We start from the raw sequence: 16,409 nt of genomic DNA, 5'->3' as shown, positions 1-16,409 counted from the left end.
TAGGAAAACATCTATAAATAAGAATCATTTACAAAAAAAATAATACTATTATTCTATTTATAAAACTTTTAAAACTGCTTATCTTATTATTTTTTAATAATTAAATATGTATTCACACTCACATCTGTTGCAGAATTTAAGTCATTTAAAATTTAGACTAAAGCACAACATCTATTTAAACTATTTTTTATTAAAAAATCCGATCAGATCAGTCTAGTTATTATGCTGATCTATATTGGCATGAATAGATGAAATTTTAATGACTATTTCGATAGTAAATACCATCTATAAGCTATATGTAATTTGACTTCACAGTTTATGTGTAGAAATAATGACTTAGTTTGTAAATAAATAGTAGCAAAATATTTAAGCGCAAATATTTGTTCATTTTAAAATCAAATCTTAGGTTATTATTTACACTAAAGTTTATTTTTTAATCATTTAAAAGTTTTTTTAAACCATTTTTTGCTCAATTAACAACTAAAATGAAAAAAATTATTTCAGCCATTTTTATGATTATTTTTCAATCATCCCTATTTTTTTGTATTTGTAAGTTATGGGAATTAGATAATTTTAAATTTTTCCAAGATTTATCTCGTTATTTAAAAATTCAACAAATCTGTACTTCAAAGTGTGTTTTTGTCTAGCAGAAATAATTATTTTTATGCACCAAATCTAGAATTTGCCTTATTATACTGAGCCGATACTGCAAGTTTATTTAAAATTCTTTGAATGAGATTGTATGACTAAGCTACTGTGCTAACGTCACTTTTTATCCATAAGTATAATTGACAAAATTTCAGTACTCACTAAGCTAATAGCAATTTTGATCGGTCTAACTTGTTTGGTAATTAATAAACAAACGCAAGTTAGATAAAACATTCACCAGGACAGGAGATCAATTGAATGTCTGCAGCAACTGGCAAAAAAGCCGTTTTACAACTTGATGGCAAAGAAATTGAATTACCAATTTACAGTGGTACATTGGGCCCAGATGTAATCGACGTTAAAGATGTATTGGCCGCAGGTCACTTTACTTTTGATCCTGGTTTTATGGCTACTGCTGCTTGCGAGTCTAAAATTACATTTATCGATGGTAACAAAGGTGTGCTTTTACACCGTGGTTACCCTATTGATCAATTAGCGACTCAAGCAGACTACTTAGAAACTTGCTACTTGCTCTTAAATGGCGAGCTTCCAACTGCTGAACAAAAAGCAGAATTTGAAACTAAAGTTCTTAGCCACACAATGGTGCATGATCAAGTAAGCCGTTTCTTCAATGGCTTCCGTCGTGATGCACATCCTATGGCAATCATGGTTGGTGTTGTGGGCGCACTGTCTGCTTTCTACCACAACAATCTTGATATTGAAGATGTTAACCACCGTGAAATCACAGCGATTCGCTTGATTGCTAAAGTGCCTACTTTGGCTGCGTGGAGCTACAAATATACAGTAGGTCAACCATTCATGTATCCACGTAACGACTTAAGTTACGCTGAAAACTTCTTGTACATGATGTTTGCTACACCTGCTGACAAAGACTATAAAGTAAATCCTATCCTTGCAAAAGCAATGGATCGTATTTTCACGCTTCATGCTGACCATGAGCAAAATGCGTCTACATCTACTGTACGTTTAGCGGGTTCTACTGGTGCAAATCCTTACGCATGTATCGCTGCGGGTATCTCTGCTCTTTGGGGTCCAGCGCATGGTGGTGCGAACGAAGCTGTTCTTAAGATGCTTGATGAAATCGGCTCGGTAGAAAACGTTGCTGACTTCATGGAAAAAGTGAAAACTAAAGAAGTTAAACTTATGGGCTTCGGTCACCGAGTTTACAAAAACTTCGACCCACGTGCGAAAGTAATGAAAGAAACATGTGATGAAGTACTTAGCGCACTTGGTATCAATGATCCACAACTTGCACTTGCAATGGAACTTGAACGTATCGCACTTTCTGACGAATACTTCATCAAACGTAATTTATATCCTAACGTAGACTTCTACTCAGGTATCATCCTTAAAGCGATTGGTATCCCAACAGAAATGTTTACTGTAATCTTTGCTCTTGCTCGTACTGTAGGTTGGATCAGCCACTGGTTAGAAATGCACAGCGCACCTTACAAAATCGGTCGTCCTCGTCAGCTTTATACTGGCGAAGTACAACGTGACATTAAACGTTAATTCGTTTTATGTTTTAAAAAAACCACCTTTTAGGTGGTTTTTTATTGCTTGCTTCTTGGATCTTAAAAGATAATTTATCTTCTTTTACTGTCACTTTTGCCCCCTTACATGCATTGATTGTGCTAATGGTAGTTATAATATAATTTGCTTGTAGTATAACTTTTAATGTGCTTTCAATCTCATACCTTACTTTATAAGCTTCTTCTAAACTTCACTTAGCGCTTGAATCACATAAAGACGCAGCAGTTACAACAATATAAGCTTTGCAACCATTAAAATAGACCAAATTGCACATTATAAATTTTAAAGCTGCTGGTATGTTCAACATCATCTAAGCGCTGAGTAAATCGGAGTTAATTATCCTTTTTATACAAATTTACTTTTGAAAATAGATCAGCGTGCCCATTCCATTTTTGCCATATAAGGACGCACTTTTTGAATACGTTGGATGTTGGTCTTTTCTATCTGAGTCAATTGCTTTTCAACATTGGTACTACACGGCATATACCAGTCCGCATCACTAAATAAACTTGCAACTTCTTTATTGGCAAATGAATAACCATGACGCGCATAAATACTATTACGCATATAGTCAAGCTCGTCTGGTGGGAGCTGTAAATCATCATCTTTCAACAATCGATTAGAAGCCTCAGCAAACGAACCTTGATTTTTTGCGTAACGACATTGTTGTGGTTTGAGATCGAAATATTTTGGTTTGACTTTACCCGATGCAGACTCCCAACTTGACTGTAAAAGTCGAGGTTGATTCTGACTGACTTGAAAAGTAAAAGTACCACTGCTGGTTTTTGCTCCACTTTCAACCACAGTAATTTTATAACCTTGCGATGTTACTTGAACCTTGCCTGAAAAATCCTGCTTATTTTTACCTAAAATGCTATACCCTTTGATTTGGTTACGGTCAATAGATTGGATAAATACCCCAATTTTTTGACCATCATAAACACCTGTCCATGAGGTTTTTAATTGTTGTAAATCGAAAGCAAAACTGGATTGGATCAGCAATACATTTAAACCCAATAAGGCAAAATATGTTTTTTTCATTGTTATTCCTCTACGTTAAGCATTATGATTTTATAAATTAGTCTAGTTCAAATTTAAAATTTTTAAATCCATTAAAACGTAAAGATTTATCATGAAAGTCGTCTGTTTAAAACTCAATGGCACAAGAGCAGCAGACTTAAATTAAAAACTGGTGAATATGCACACAATCAAAAATAAAAAAAGACTGATTTTAATCATGAGCATCTATTTTTATTTATGCGTCCTCATGGTTAAAATTTGTCTAGACTATTTCCCTTGGCAACCTGACACCAATTTTTTAGCACTCAAACAAGATGTTGTGTCTACCCAACCTTGGCGTTTTGCTTTTCAAGTTCATGTGATCGTCAGTAGTTTGGTTTTAATCGCAGGTTTCACACAATTTTTTAGTCAAATTCGACAAAAATTCCCCAAAATCCATCGTTATAGCGGCTGGCTTTATATCCTTAGCGTTTTTATTTTTGCACTGCCAAGCGGTTTTATCATGGCTTTTTCAGCGGCAGGCGGTTGGCAAACCCAATTATGCTTTATTATTTTAAGTATTTTATGGGGAGTGAGCACATCTATTGCTTTGGATAAAATCATAAAAAAGGATTGGTTAGCACATCGTGACTGGATGATTCGCAGCTTTGCGCTCGCACTGTCAGCGTTAAGTTTAAGGACATGGAAGATTATTTTATATCAATTACAACCCTATTTTGATTGGCTCACCCCATTGCATATTTACCAACTTGAAGCTTGGTTGGGTTGGAGCATAAATCTACTTATTGCAGAAATTATTATTTTTAAGCTTCATCAAAAATAAAAAAGCCCTAAACGGTGTTAGGGCTTCCACAATATAATCAATTAAGATGCAATATCATAATGTTTAAGGTTCAATTCTTTTAATTGATTTTTTAACTCTTGCAATGACCATGGCCATGCAGCAAAGTTACGACCATTTTCATCTAGATAATATGACTTACAACCACCTGCATTAAATACTGTTGTTTTTAAGTTTTTTTGAACTTTCAGGTTATGATAACGCACCACATTTTTCTTAATTTCCATACGTGTGAACTTCTGATCACGCATTTTCAATAAGCCACTGATAATATAGTCTAACTGTGCTTCTGCAATACCAATGAAAGAATCATATACCAAAATATTTGGACCTAACACCAAGAATGCATTTGGAACTTTTTCAATACTCGTACCTAAATACGCTTCTGGTGAGCTATCTTTCCACAACTCAGACAGTAAAACACCTTCTGAGTTAGTCACACGCTGACCAATCGGTGGATGAGAAACTTCAAAACCTGTTCCCCAAATGATGACATCCACTTCATGACGTTCACCATTTGCACCAATTACGGTATTTCCATCAATCTCAACCAAGCCATGAGGAATAACATTAACATTATCCTGTTGTAATGCAGGATAGTAGTTGTTAGCGAACAATAAACGCTTGCAACCGATATCAAAGTTAGGCGTCAAAATCTCACGTAATTCATCATCTTTGACTTGTAGTTTAAGCAATTGTTTACTTAAAAAATTCACTGGTTTTAAAACTTTTGGATTACGCAATCCGAAGTTAATTCCATTTAAAATTTGTGCAACGCTATTACGCCATGTTTCTTGAATCACAGGGAAGCGACTCACGATACCTTTCGCAGTATCGCCCAGCTCACGGTCTGCTTTTGGCAATACCCAAGGTGCGGTACGCTGGAATACAAATAATTCTTTGGCTAAAGGTTGCACTTGGGGAATAAACTGAATTGCTGATGCACCCGTACCAATCACAGCAATACGTTTACCTTTTAAATCATAATCATGATCCCAACGTGCAGAGTGGAACATTTTACCTTTAAAGCTTTCAATGCCTTTCACTTTTGGCATAGAGGGCTCAGTAATTGGACCTGTAGTAAAGATCACCGTTTTAGACTGGAATTTACCTTTTGATGTTTCTAAATTCCAAATGTGTTTGGTGTCGTCCCATTTGGCGCTTAACAGTTCAATGCCAAGTTCAATTTTTCCACCTAAGTCATGTTTTTCAACCACTTCTTCTAAATAGCTTAGAATTTCAGGCTGTCTTGCAAACAAATGACTCCATTTGTGACTTGGTGAGAAGGAGAATGAGTACAAAGCTGATGGCACATCACAACCACACCCTGGGTAGTTGTTATCACGCCAAGTACCACCCACTCGATCTGCTTTTTCAAGCACGATATAGTCGTGGTAACCTGCTTGGTTCATTTTATATGCCGCAGCAATACCCGAAATCCCAGCACCTACAACAATCGTATCAAATACACGCACTGGTTCATCTTTTTTCGATGTTGTTGTTTGTTGCTCAGTCGTTTTTGCTGTTTTTTCTTCAGCAATTTGAGCTTTGTCAGCAGTTTTTTGTTCAACCTTTGCTTCAGGTTTATTTTCAACTTTCACCTCAGCTTTAGGAGCTGTTTTTGCTATAGGTTTGGCTTGTGCTTTCTCTGTCGCTGCTGCTTTAGGCTGAGTGACTTGTTTCACTTCTTCCACTGTAGTTGAAGTATTTTTTGCAGTGCTTTTATCTTCAGGCAAAGTATCTAATGTTGTTTCTGTGGTCATGTTGTTCTACTCAAATTTCGGATTACTTAAAATATCGATTAAAAACTGGATATCCAACACCAAGCATCTTGGTATATAAGCTTGGAGATGCGCGTTTCATTAACCAGAATAATTTTGCATCGGGTTGAGGAATGGTATAAAGCTTACCTGCATCCAAATTATCCAAAGTTTTTATTGCAACTTTTTCACTGGTCGTAAAGGCATGATTCATTAACAAATCATCGGCAACGCCTGCATACTGTTTTGGTAAGCGACCATTCTTCATGATATTGGTTGGCACTAAAGTTGGGCACAGTACATTTACACTGATTTTGTCTTTACGCAGTTCAGCAGATAATGTTTCTGACAGTGCTAATACACTTGATTTGGTCACATTATATGCGGTCATCTCAGGTGCGGCAGTATAGCCCGCAGCAGATGCAACATTAATAATCGCGCCATAACCTTGCTGTTTAAACTTCGGTACAAAGTAATGACAGCCATAAATCACGCCCCAAAGATTGATATTGACACACCATTGCCAATCTTCGAGAGATACTTCGTCAAACTTACCACCTAAGCCCACACCTGCATTATTGATCACGAGAGTGACCGCATGCCCCATGAGCTGTTCAGCTTGTTCAGACAATGACTTGACTTGTGCTTTATCTGTCACATCACATTGCACTGCAAAAGCTTTGCCTGAAGTTTGAGTTTCGATCAAACTTACGGTTTCTTCTGCTGCTAAATTAATATCTGCACAAACTACTGTACCACCGCGCTTTGCAAGTTCCATTGCAAAGCTGCGTCCAATTCCACTTCCTGCACCTGTAACTACAGCATATGCATTTTGTGTAGGCTTTCTTTTTTTTGAAAAAAATCCCATTTAATTCATCCAATTAATTTTTAAATATTTAGCTGCGTAATGCAGGAATAAACTCTTTCACGAGATACGGGGTTAATACACCCGTTTCTGGATGCAATAGTGTTTCTTTGTAATATGCTAAAAAGTCTGAAGTATCATGATCATTTGGATGGAAATCAGGGCGCATATAATCAAAGATATGTTTCAAAGTACTCCCGTATACACCATCTTTGAAACCAAATAATAAGCCGAAGTTGTACGGTACATCTTTCCAATATTTCAAACTAATAATGTTACTTGGCTTGCGATACAAAGGAACTGTAAATGAGGCAACATAGATTAAAACTAAAATCGTAATCAATGCAGGGAAAAAGCCTGCCATACGCAAGGCATAATTATTTGACAAGGTTTGAAATACATCATAAGCAATATCTTTATGCTCAGACTCTTCAAGCATATGCCACATCCATATTGCACGCTGCTTTTCGTCTTGAGAATCAAAGAAAATTTCTTGATGATTCATCATATACTCAGCCAAAACAGCTGTAAAATGTTCGATACCCGCCATTAGAGAGAGTTTCATTGGCTGTGGTAATCGATTAAAACCGTAATCAAAAACAATTTCTGCTAAATATCTAAATATTTTTACTGGTAAATCAATTTCAGCATAAGCATCATTCATTTCTTCGTGCATTTTAGAATGGATTGCTTCTTGCCCAATTAAAGAGGTCACGCGTTGCTTTAATAATGGATCTTTAATAAATTCACGATGATAACGTGCAGTATCAATCACTAAATCCTCACCATAGGTCAAGAAAATAGATAAAGACGCAAAGTAAGCACTTGCCAATTCGGCATTACGATAAAATTTCGGGTCAAGTTTTTCTGGCTCAAAATCAAATTTCATATGACGAATCGGAATAATGGGGGTCTGCTCTTCTAAACTTAGCGGCGAACCTGTAAATACTTTTGAAAGAATAGACTTAACTGGCTTAGCGAACAACATGGCTACAATACTCTTTATTTGATTAATGTATAAACAGCAGTTCATCCTGTGATCTGCTGCTCATGTTTGAGTAAAAACTCTATTTGATGCATAGAAAATTACGCTAAGCCTTGTCAAATCCTATTAGCATTTAAAGTCATTCAACTAGCATTTTCTTACTTTTTTAAAAATTGTTAGACAATATTTTTTTTGATAACACCTATTAACAAGTTTTGTCCTCTAAGGATATTTTTATAAATTTATTCTTTTTACTTGATTATTCACTTCAGCTGGAAAAACTACCTGCATGACTGTCTATGTCACTTAAAAATATCCTTATACTGAATCTGAGCTGATGTAGCATAAGTTTTAAATATGACATTTTGATATAAATATCGTGTTTTATAGTCAGCCTCGCTATAATTTTAAACATTAAAATCATCAGGCAAATACTGTGTTTAATTTCTATTGTTGGTTATATAAATTTCTTAAAATTGAATTATTTAAATACCGTCATTTAACTGAGGGAGAAATTCGTATTAGTCAGTCTGTGTTTGGAAATTTGATTGATTATTCGAAAGTTCTAATCATGAATCAGCCTTATTTACCTTGGCAACCCGTTGGAATTTTAATGGCACCCAATGGTTGTATTCACATGAAAGATGCTGATTTTTGCTGTGATTTTTCCAAACAAAACTTATCCAATCAAGCTATTTTTATTCATGAAATGGCGCATATTTATCAACACCAAAAAAATATTAATGTGTTACTTCAAGGTGCAATTTTACAAATCGCTTTATATGCCAGTTATGGCAAATATAATCCTTATCACTATACCTTACAAATGCATAAGAAATACCAAGATTATAATATTGAGCAACAAGGTGATATTGCCAGAGATATTTTCTTAAAAAGAATTAAAAACATTATCTTAGAACCTATTTAACCGATCAGATCAATGTATTCTAATTTTCTTAGCAATTAATTTTGATACTTCTTCATATACATAAAAAACACAAAATAAAGCACTAAATTTCTTCATATTTTCAAGCAAATTCTGCTAAATTTAATGAGATGTTAGATATATTCTTGACAATCTTTTTAAATCTCTAGCATCTGGCTTTAATTTCGTTAAAATAGCCCCAATCTGTAGTTTTTGCCATGCAAGAAATAAAGATTTTTTGTCATGAAAGTGATTTTTTATTTTGTGCCTTTTGGCAGTGTTTGAAACGTTAAATTACACACAATTGAATAACTATATAGATATAAATCAATTTGTTGTGTGCTTACTACCCTATAGGAATAGGACAAGGTTTAAATGAAAAGTTTTAAAGTTGCTCTCGCGCAATTCTCTCCACATATTGGCGATATCGAAACAAATGTTCAAAAAATGATTGAACAAGCCAATCAAGCAAAAAAACAAGATGCCAATATTATCGTTTTTCCAGAACTTGCCACCATTGGCTACCCTGCTGAAGATTTATTGCTTCGTCCAAGCGTAAATAAACGTACTGCCCAAGCTTTTGAGCAATTACAAGCAGTCAAAGATATTGTCATGGTTTTTGGCTTTGTGAATGCCACTGAAGATGGTCAACGTTATAACGCTGCTGCTGTGATGAAAGATGGGCAAATCCTCGGCATTTATAACAAGCAAAACCTTCCAAACTATAGTGTTTTTGATGAAAAACGTTATTTTAATGAAGGTCATCAACACCTTGTCTTTGAATATTTAGGACATAAGTTTGGTGTATTAATCTGTGAAGATGTTTGGTCACTTAACACCGTTCAACAGCTTGCACAACTCAATGTAGAAAGTGTTTTAGTATTAAATGCTTCGCCTTATGAAGTGGGTAAACCACAACACCGTATTGCAACACTGCAAGAATTGGCAAAACAGATCAATATCCATGTGCTGTATACCAACCAAGTCGGTGGTCAAGATGATTTGATTTTCGACGGTTCAAGCTTTGTGATTAACAATACTGGTGAAGTCGCTTTACGTGCCGAAAGCTATAAGGAACAGCTTTATTTTGTAGATTATGAAGTTGAGAATAAAGCCTATAAAACTGTAGAAACTGCACCTGCTTTAGATACAATGGCTGAAATTTATCAAGCCTTAGTCATGGCAACACGTGATTATGTTGAGCGTTCTGGCTTTCCTGGTGTAATTTTAGGACTGTCTGGTGGGATTGATTCAGCCTTAACCTTAGCGATCGCAGTTGATGCCATCGGTGCTGATAAAGTACAAGCCGTCATGATGCCTTATACTTATACCTCACAAATCAGTGTAGAAGATGCTGCTGAACAAGCAAAACGCATGGGCGTAACTTTTGGAATTGCAGAAATTCATCCGATTGTTAATAGCTTTATGCAAACACTTTATCCATTCTTTGGTAACTCACCTGCAGATGCAACTGAAGAAAATCTTCAAGCACGTGCGCGTGGTACTTTACTCATGGGCTTGTCTAATAAGTTTGGTAACCTAGTGCTATCTACAGGTAATAAATCTGAATTAGCTGTTGGTTATTGTACACTGTATGGTGACATGGTCGGTGGTTTTGCGGTTCTGAAAGATGTCTATAAAACAATTGTTTTTGAATTAGCAAAATATCGTAATAGTTTAAGTGAAGTTGCAGTTATTCCTGAACGTGTGATTACTCGTCCACCATCAGCAGAGCTTCGTCCAGACCAAAAAGACCAGGATTCTTTACCTGCATATGATGTTTTAGATGCCATTCTGTATGCTTATATCGAAGAAGACCAAAGCCAAGAACACATCATTAACAAAGGCTTTGATAAAGAGGTAGTCGAGAAAGTGATTAAACTGGTTGACCGTAACGAATATAAACGCCGCCAAGGTGCGATTGGTCCACGCATTACCTCATGTGCATTTAGCCGTGAACGCCGCTATCCGATCGTCAATGGTTGGAAAGCAGGTAACTGATCCTAATGGATACCTTAAAGCTGCCAAAAAGTTTTAGCCAAGACTTTGCTCAAGCGCTTTTGCTTGAGCAGGTGGCTTTTATTAAAAATAAATTATTGGATAGCCAAGATCAAAGTTATATCCATGATTTTATTCAAAAAGTATATGCTCATGCTGAACATATAAGTTTAAAAGAAGTGATCCAACGTCAGTCACTACATGAAGTGGTACAAAAATATGCGTTTGAATTAACACTCGGTTCGGATATTTTAGAGTTTATCGGCTTTAGTGCACAAAAAGTTCACCAAACAGCAACCTCAAGTTCTGCACAGTTCAAGGATTTTTTGTCTGATGAACAGTTTGAATTATGGCTATATAAGATTTTAGAGCTACAACAATTACGTCACTATATTCAGGAAAATTTACAAGAAAATTCACAAATTAAACACGTGAGCTTACAACTTGCTAATCAAATTTTAGAACACAATACCCCGTGGTTAGATTACTTTCGTAAGTTGAATGTAAGAAATAAAAGTATCGGGGCTAAAGTTATCAATTATTTACAAGATCAACAACACTTGATTGAACTAAAACTAGAACAACAACTTGCTACAGCAATTCGTAATCAAATTGGCAATATCATTTTATTGCCCAATGAAGAATTAGCAGAAATCGTCTTGCAACTTTGGACAGAGATCAAACAAAAAACCTTACAAGAAACTTTCTCTCAGTTTGAAGCTATCGACTTTGAAGAATTTTTTATTTTGGCATATGAAACGTGGAAAGATTTACGTCAAACCCCCTATATGCAAAAAATCATTCTCAATATTGTTGATGCTTTTTATGAATATTTTAATGATTATTCATTACAAGAACTTTTACATGCCGTAAGTTTAGACCAAGCAGATTTATTGAAAGAAGCACAGCGCTTTGCTCCCTTCTGTCTTGCAGCGCTAAATGAAAATAGGCTCTTAGATGATATCATCAGTACATTGATTGCACCTTTTTACTTAGATGAAAATACTCAGAAATTTATTGAAAACTATATAAACCAACACCAAATTCAAAATTAATTATCTTTGATGTTATTCATATTTTTCATTTTTATTTTACACAAAAAAAGAGACCATGCGGTGAGCATGGTCTATAAAAATGGTGGCTATGACGAGACTTGAACTTGTGACCCCAGCATTATGAGTGCTGTGCTCTAACCAACTGAGCTACATAGCCGTAAACTGTGTGCGCATTATCTAAATTTATTTATACTCCGTCAAGCACTCTTCGCCACTAATGATCACGCTTTAAACAACCGCAAAACAAATGTTTAAAATTAATACATTTTTCTTGTGATAATTAGGCAAAATAGGCTGATCTAAACAGGGGTTTATATGATGAAAACTAAAGTTTTTGCGTGCAGCGCTTTACTGCTGAGCCTTTCAGCTTGTCAACTGATTAGCCCACTGGTTATTGATTATAATGGTGTACGGCTTGATGTTGCTACTTATATTAATAACTCGATGTTTTTTAGTATTGCTGATCGAAAAGTATTGGTGGAATATGCCAAACAGCAGCAAAAAGTTTTAAATTTTGATAAGTTAACGGCTGAGCAACAAAAGCAACTTGCTTATGACCGTGCTGTTGGACGTTATTGCGCAGCTCAACGTATTTCTATGAAAAAGCTCAATTTAGTCGATAGCCAAATCTTTTCTTTATCTGAACATCAAAAAAACCTTGATGATCTTTATAAGGTTCAAGCAACATTAAACTTTGATATGCAGAAAGAAAATTGTCAGGCTAAGTTTTAGATGACATTCTATTGCTTTTAAGCAGAAGAATATGCTCATTTTTGAGAACATATTCTTCCAAGAATCACTATTTTCTAATAATTTTTACATGTTCAATTAACAGAATTTAAGAGTTCCATAACAGTTAGGAGCGAAGGTTTGATTTTGAAGCTGTAAATTTTTTAATGGGAAATCAACACGAGTATTGGGCAAGTCGACGTTCCCAACAGTTAAAGAGTCACCAAATAAGCAATCAAGAATACTACAAGTTGGTGGATTTCTTTGTATATAATTACTAATTGGATTAACAACTTGTTTTAAAACATCATTGGTAATATCAATTTTTTTACTTGGATTAACATTTCCAATATCAATTGGATCTTCCACAGCTAGCCACCATCCTCGCTGAGCTGTTGCTGCTGCACCATTCCAAAAAATATCCTGCTTCTGCATAGAAAGAGAAAAAGGATTATTTAACTTCAATTTATGTATGTAACCTAAATTTTCATCCACTTTAATATCAGCTTTTAGACCAGTGATATTTCCATCTACTTTTTTCTGAAGTTTTAATAATCCTAATAAAATACTAATTGAAGCGTTTAAATCACCAGAAAAATTTAATTGATTAATATTTGCATAACCATCTAGCTGAACACTGTTCATTCTACGACCATTTACAGTTGTTCCATTAATAAAAATGTCCGCAGAAGCAGAATCTAAATTCAAACTATAATTGTTAGAATCAAACCCAAGTGTTGGGCAAAGAAATAGAACACATGCTTTCACATTTCCATTAATTTTCATGCCTGTATCAGCATAGCTCATGGTTCTTGGTTGTGTATATCCCACCCCTGTTGTATCTTTAATTTTCATATACCCACTTAGGCTATTAATACCATTTGGCTTATCTGTGTTTTCCTCACCAAGCGTCAACATCCCTAATACTTTTTCAGCACTTAAACGAAAACCCATCAGTTCTCGTGTAGAGGCAGAGTTTGGATTTTTAATGGCAAATTCAACAAAAGGATTGGTCAATTTTGCAGAAGAACCAACACGTCCTTCACGTGTATCTGAAATGCCCGACAAACTTAAATTATCAATATCAATATCACATCCGCCTGCCCCATTCACCCCACCACATCCTAATTGTAGTTTTTTAATATTGGCATTTAGCTCAACATCCGCTTCCATACCGAGCTTATAAAAACCGATATTTTGCGATGCCATGGAGGAGTTTGCTTTTGAGGGATCTGTATAGGTGAGATTCATTAATGCTTGACCTTGCACTTCTGAAAGCTCGGAATCTGAAAGGGATTTTAAAGTAGAGTCATCTGCATAAGTTGAGCCTATAGCCAACGTAAGCAAAGCACTAGAGATGACCAGTCTCTGAGTTGTCATTTGATTTACTCCAAATTTTTATTTTATTTATTACGTGCCAATTCCATCAGCAAGTCGGAGTATTATTCATTAAATTTAAAATTATTGCAGGCAATTATTTTACACAATTCATATAAAAAGTATTATTTTATGATGTGCTTCACATTTTATATTTTTAAACACTTGTTTAAAGGGAAGTTATTTAAATATTCTCATTAACAATAAGGCAACATACTCACCAAACCAAATTGCAGTTTCCAAATCTCCTTTTGGTGGAGTAACTTCTACAGGCGCATTATCAGACTGGGTCATTAATCCTAAAAAACCTGACATACGATTTAAGTCATCTGCACTACGACCTGTTGGCATCAGCGGTAAACCCGTCCACAACATACCATGCTGCATCGCAAATAGATTAATCTGTTGTAATACTGCGAGTTTATCACCGCTTAACCCACCACTATTGGTAAAACCTGCTGCAAGTTTGCCCTGCCAAGAACGAGCTAGCCAACGTTTAGAGGACTGCTCCATAAATTGTTTTAATCCAGAGGTTAAACTGCCCATATATGTTGGACAACCGAAGATAATGGCATCCGCTTGGTCTAATTGATCCCAATCTATATTTTCAATATTCATCAAATGTGCAATGACGCCCACTTGTGTTGCACCTTGTGCAATATATTGGGCAACTTTTGCAGTGTGTCCATAAGGACTATGATAAACAATAGCAAGAGAATGGGTAGGTACAGACATAGCAATTAAAACAAACAGATTTACTCAAGTTTACATGAATTACTGCATAAACACGAATGTCGCCATACGTCCTGTTTTTGCAGATCTACGATATGAATAAAAATCTTGGTCTTGCAAATATGAACATTGTTCCCCGCCAAAGACATGCTCGACACCATTTAATTTGAGAATAAAACGGGCAATGGCATAAAGGTCGGCATAGTATTTACCTTGTTTTTCGCCATCTTTGAAGGCATCTACAAGCTCAGGATATTTATCACAAAAAGCAGCTTTTACTTCCGCACCTATTTCAAAACAAGGTTGACTAATTGCAGCACCGAGCCACGCCCAACTTGGCTGGGTTTGCATCTCTGCAATGGTATTTTCAATGATACCACCTGCCAAACCACGCCACCCTGCATGCAAGTTTGCTATTTCTGTGCCTTGAGCATTTCCCAATACCACAGGTAAACAATCAGCCGTCATCATCATTAAAGCATGGGCTTTTTTCTGGGTAACTAAACCATCCCCCACCAAAGCTTCCAATGGCATTTGCTCATTGATGGTATGGCAAATTGTGCTATGCGTTTGCGTCATCCATGTGATTTTACTGACACCGTATTTAGAAAATTCATCTAATAACATCATGCGATGTTTTTGCACACGTTTAGGATCATCATTCACATGCAATGCCAAGTTGAACCCTGCAAGTTCAGCTTGCGCTGATGGCAATGCTTGCGGATGTTGGATTTGGGTTTGTCCGACAAATACGCCTTGCGGTAATCCTTGAACAAATTGCATGTGATTCTCCTTTTTAGAACGTGATCAATACGCTTTATTTTCAGAGCGTAACGTGTTGACCAAAGTCGTAAAATCCTCTGGCCAAGGTGCTTCAAACAACATTTCCTCTTTACTACGTGGATGGATTAGACCTAATTTAGCAGCATGTAAGGCTTGACGCTTAAAGCCACGCAAAGTATCACTGAGCAACTCAGATGCACCCGCAGGCACTTTAACTCGACTCATATACACAGGATCACCCACCAAAGGATAACCAATATAAGTGAAATGTACACGAATCTGATGGGTGCGCCCTGTTTCAAGTTGTGCTTGAACACGGGTAAAATTTTGGAAACGCTCTTTGACATTATAATGTGTCACTGCATCACGCCCACCTGGGAGAATCGCCATTTTAATACGATCAACAGGATGGCGTTTAATAGGTTCATCAATCGTACCGCCTGCAATGATATTGCCATAGCAAATCAAATCATACACACGATAAACTGACTTTTTAGCCAGTTGTTTACTGAGTGAAAACTGTGCTTCCAAATTTTTCGCAACGACTAACAAGCCACTGGTATCTTTATCTATACGATGTACCAAGCCTGCACGGGTTAATTCAGATGATTTTGGATAATGGTGTAATAAGGCATTAACCAGTGTCCCATTTGAATTGCCTGCACCTGGATGCACCACCATGCCTACAGGTTTATTGATCACAATAATATCATCGTCTTCATAGACAATATCCAATGGAATATTTTCAGGTTGTGCTGAAGTTTGCGCTTCTAACTCAACCTCTAAAGTCAGTAACTCATTGCCTTCGCATTTGTACTTTGGCTTAACAGTGTTACCATTTACCAACAAATGACCATCCTTCAACCATTGTTTGAGCTTTTCTCGGGAAAAGTCACTCCAAACGGCGGCTGCAACTTGGTCTATGCGTTGCCCTAAATAACTGTCATCCAATTGAAATTGCAACGATAAACGTGTTGCAGTTAAGGCTGAAGTATGATTATCTGCATCCTCAGAATCTTCAAGTAAATTGAAATCATTTTCTGAGAAATTAGAATTAGAAGATTGTGCTGAAGTCATTTGCTCATTCGGACAAAAGTGGTTTAATAGCGCAATTGTAGCCTATTGCCCGTATAAACA

General features: G+C 36.0%; 14 protein-coding genes and 1 tRNA gene. 6 read left to right on the top strand and 9 right to left on the bottom strand.

Going from position 1 to position 16,409, the window contains the following annotated elements; all coding sequences use genetic code 11:
• Window positions 1-906: 906 nt before the first annotated feature.
• A complete protein-coding gene (gene gltA / locus DJ533_RS06685; RefSeq protein ID WP_065993622.1) occupies window positions 907-2,181 on the top strand; it encodes a citrate synthase in 1,275 nt (424 codons plus the stop codon).
• Between the two features lie 393 nt (window positions 2,182-2,574).
• On the opposite strand, the gene DJ533_RS06680 is transcribed toward gltA, so the two are convergent.
• Window positions 2,575-3,243 (bottom strand): YARHG domain-containing protein, encoded by a 669-nt coding sequence (locus DJ533_RS06680; protein WP_065993623.1) that lies wholly within the window; start codon window positions 3,241-3,243, stop codon window positions 2,575-2,577.
• Window positions 3,244-3,400: 157 nt separating this feature from the next.
• On the opposite strand from DJ533_RS06680, the gene DJ533_RS06675 reads away from it, so the two are divergent.
• The gene (locus DJ533_RS06675; protein ID WP_065993624.1) at window positions 3,401-4,045 is read left to right on the top strand and encodes a DUF2306 domain-containing protein; all 645 of its coding nucleotides are present in this window, start codon (window positions 3,401-3,403) and stop codon (window positions 4,043-4,045) included.
• A 41-nt stretch (window positions 4,046-4,086) separates the two neighbouring features.
• Here the strand turns inward: DJ533_RS06675 and DJ533_RS06670 are convergent, their stop codons facing one another.
• From DJ533_RS06670 to DJ533_RS06660, 3 genes are read right to left on the bottom strand one after another with little or no spacing between them, the layout of a single operon-like run.
• A complete protein-coding gene (locus DJ533_RS06670; protein ID WP_065993625.1) occupies window positions 4,087-5,826 on the bottom strand; it encodes a flavin-containing monooxygenase in 1,740 nt (579 codons plus the stop codon).
• Window positions 5,827-5,848: 22 nt separating this feature from the next.
• Window positions 5,849-6,691 carry an SDR family NAD(P)-dependent oxidoreductase gene (locus tag DJ533_RS06665; RefSeq protein WP_065993626.1) on the bottom strand — a complete coding sequence of 281 codons (843 nt, stop codon included), beginning with the start codon at window positions 6,689-6,691 and terminating at the stop codon, window positions 5,849-5,851.
• 28 nt (window positions 6,692-6,719) lie between these two features.
• Window positions 6,720-7,676 carry a metal-dependent hydrolase gene (locus DJ533_RS06660; protein WP_065993627.1) on the bottom strand — a complete coding sequence of 319 codons (957 nt, stop codon included), beginning with the start codon at window positions 7,674-7,676 and terminating at the stop codon, window positions 6,720-6,722.
• 433 nt (window positions 7,677-8,109) lie between these two features.
• On the opposite strand from DJ533_RS06660, the gene DJ533_RS06655 reads away from it, so the two are divergent.
• The 3 genes from DJ533_RS06655 to DJ533_RS06645 all read left to right on the top strand — a co-directional run bounded on the left by DJ533_RS06655 (window position 8,110) and on the right by DJ533_RS06645 (window position 11,651).
• Entirely contained in the window at window positions 8,110-8,601 is a 492-nt protein-coding gene (locus DJ533_RS06655; RefSeq protein WP_065993628.1) for a hypothetical protein, read from the top strand.
• Between the two features lie 372 nt (window positions 8,602-8,973).
• Window positions 8,974-10,599 carry an NAD+ synthase gene (locus DJ533_RS06650; protein ID WP_065993629.1) on the top strand — a complete coding sequence of 542 codons (1,626 nt, stop codon included), beginning with the start codon at window positions 8,974-8,976 and terminating at the stop codon, window positions 10,597-10,599.
• Window positions 10,600-10,604: 5 nt separating this feature from the next.
• Window positions 10,605-11,651 (top strand): hypothetical protein, encoded by a 1,047-nt coding sequence (locus DJ533_RS06645; protein WP_065993630.1) that lies wholly within the window; start codon window positions 10,605-10,607, stop codon window positions 11,649-11,651.
• Between the two features lie 80 nt (window positions 11,652-11,731).
• Here DJ533_RS06645 and DJ533_RS06640 read toward each other — a convergent pair.
• Window positions 11,732-11,808 (bottom strand) — tRNA-Met (locus tag DJ533_RS06640).
• Between the two features lie 158 nt (window positions 11,809-11,966).
• Between DJ533_RS06640 and DJ533_RS06635 the strand changes: the two genes are divergently transcribed.
• Complete coding sequence (locus tag DJ533_RS06635) at window positions 11,967-12,383, top strand: hypothetical protein (RefSeq protein WP_171488539.1); 417 nt, start codon at window positions 11,967-11,969, stop codon at window positions 12,381-12,383.
• Window positions 12,384-12,479: 96 nt separating this feature from the next.
• On the opposite strand, the gene DJ533_RS06630 is transcribed toward DJ533_RS06635, so the two are convergent.
• The 4 genes from DJ533_RS06630 to rluD form a co-directional block, all read right to left on the bottom strand.
• Complete coding sequence (locus tag DJ533_RS06630; protein WP_065993632.1) at window positions 12,480-13,760, bottom strand: hypothetical protein; 1,281 nt, start codon at window positions 13,758-13,760, stop codon at window positions 12,480-12,482.
• A gap of 177 nt (window positions 13,761-13,937) precedes the next feature.
• Entirely contained in the window at window positions 13,938-14,492 is a 555-nt protein-coding gene (locus DJ533_RS06625) for a flavodoxin family protein (RefSeq protein ID WP_065993633.1), read from the bottom strand.
• A 39-nt stretch (window positions 14,493-14,531) separates the two neighbouring features.
• Window positions 14,532-15,272 carry a peptidoglycan editing factor PgeF gene (gene pgeF / locus DJ533_RS06620; RefSeq protein WP_065993634.1) on the bottom strand — a complete coding sequence of 247 codons (741 nt, stop codon included), beginning with the start codon at window positions 15,270-15,272 and terminating at the stop codon, window positions 14,532-14,534.
• Between the two features lie 24 nt (window positions 15,273-15,296).
• On the bottom strand, window positions 15,297-16,349 hold the full coding sequence (gene rluD, locus DJ533_RS06615) for a 23S rRNA pseudouridine(1911/1915/1917) synthase RluD (protein ID WP_065993635.1): 1,053 nt from the start codon (window positions 16,347-16,349) through the stop codon (window positions 15,297-15,299).
• Between the last annotated feature and the right edge of the window lie 60 nt (window positions 16,350-16,409).

It is taken from the genome of Acinetobacter defluvii (genome assembly GCF_001704615.3).
In the GTDB taxonomy this organism is placed as follows: Bacteria; Pseudomonadota; Gammaproteobacteria; order Pseudomonadales; family Moraxellaceae; genus Acinetobacter; species Acinetobacter defluvii.
This window is presented reverse-complemented; position numbering and strand designations above follow the sequence as displayed.

Excerpts from the sequence above, each read along its gene's own strand:
- DJ533_RS06670 (WP_065993625.1), bottom strand. The coding sequence starts at position 5,826 with ATGACCACAGAAACAACATTAGATACTTTGCCTGAAGATAAAAGCACT.
- DJ533_RS06650 (WP_065993629.1), top strand. The coding sequence starts at position 8,974 with ATGAAAAGTTTTAAAGTTGCTCTCGCGCAATTCTCTCCACATATTGGC.
- DJ533_RS06635 (WP_171488539.1), top strand. The coding sequence starts at position 11,967 with ATGATGAAAACTAAAGTTTTTGCGTGCAGCGCTTTACTGCTGAGCCTT.
- DJ533_RS06645 (WP_065993630.1), top strand. The coding sequence starts at position 10,605 with ATGGATACCTTAAAGCTGCCAAAAAGTTTTAGCCAAGACTTTGCTCAA.
- DJ533_RS06660 (WP_065993627.1), bottom strand. The coding sequence starts at position 7,676 with ATGTTGTTCGCTAAGCCAGTTAAGTCTATTCTTTCAAAAGTATTTACA.
- DJ533_RS06665 (WP_065993626.1), bottom strand. The coding sequence starts at position 6,691 with ATGGGATTTTTTTCAAAAAAAAGAAAGCCTACACAAAATGCATATGCT.
- gltA (WP_065993622.1), top strand. The coding sequence starts at position 907 with ATGTCTGCAGCAACTGGCAAAAAAGCCGTTTTACAACTTGATGGCAAA.
- pgeF (WP_065993634.1), bottom strand. The coding sequence starts at position 15,272 with ATGCAATTTGTTCAAGGATTACCGCAAGGCGTATTTGTCGGACAAACC.
- DJ533_RS06625 (WP_065993633.1), bottom strand. The coding sequence starts at position 14,492 with ATGTCTGTACCTACCCATTCTCTTGCTATTGTTTATCATAGTCCTTAT.
- DJ533_RS06680 (WP_065993623.1), bottom strand. The coding sequence starts at position 3,243 with ATGAAAAAAACATATTTTGCCTTATTGGGTTTAAATGTATTGCTGATC.
- DJ533_RS06675 (WP_065993624.1), top strand. The coding sequence starts at position 3,401 with ATGCACACAATCAAAAATAAAAAAAGACTGATTTTAATCATGAGCATC.
- DJ533_RS06630 (WP_065993632.1), bottom strand. The coding sequence starts at position 13,760 with ATGACAACTCAGAGACTGGTCATCTCTAGTGCTTTGCTTACGTTGGCT.
- rluD (WP_065993635.1), bottom strand. The coding sequence starts at position 16,349 with ATGACTTCAGCACAATCTTCTAATTCTAATTTCTCAGAAAATGATTTC.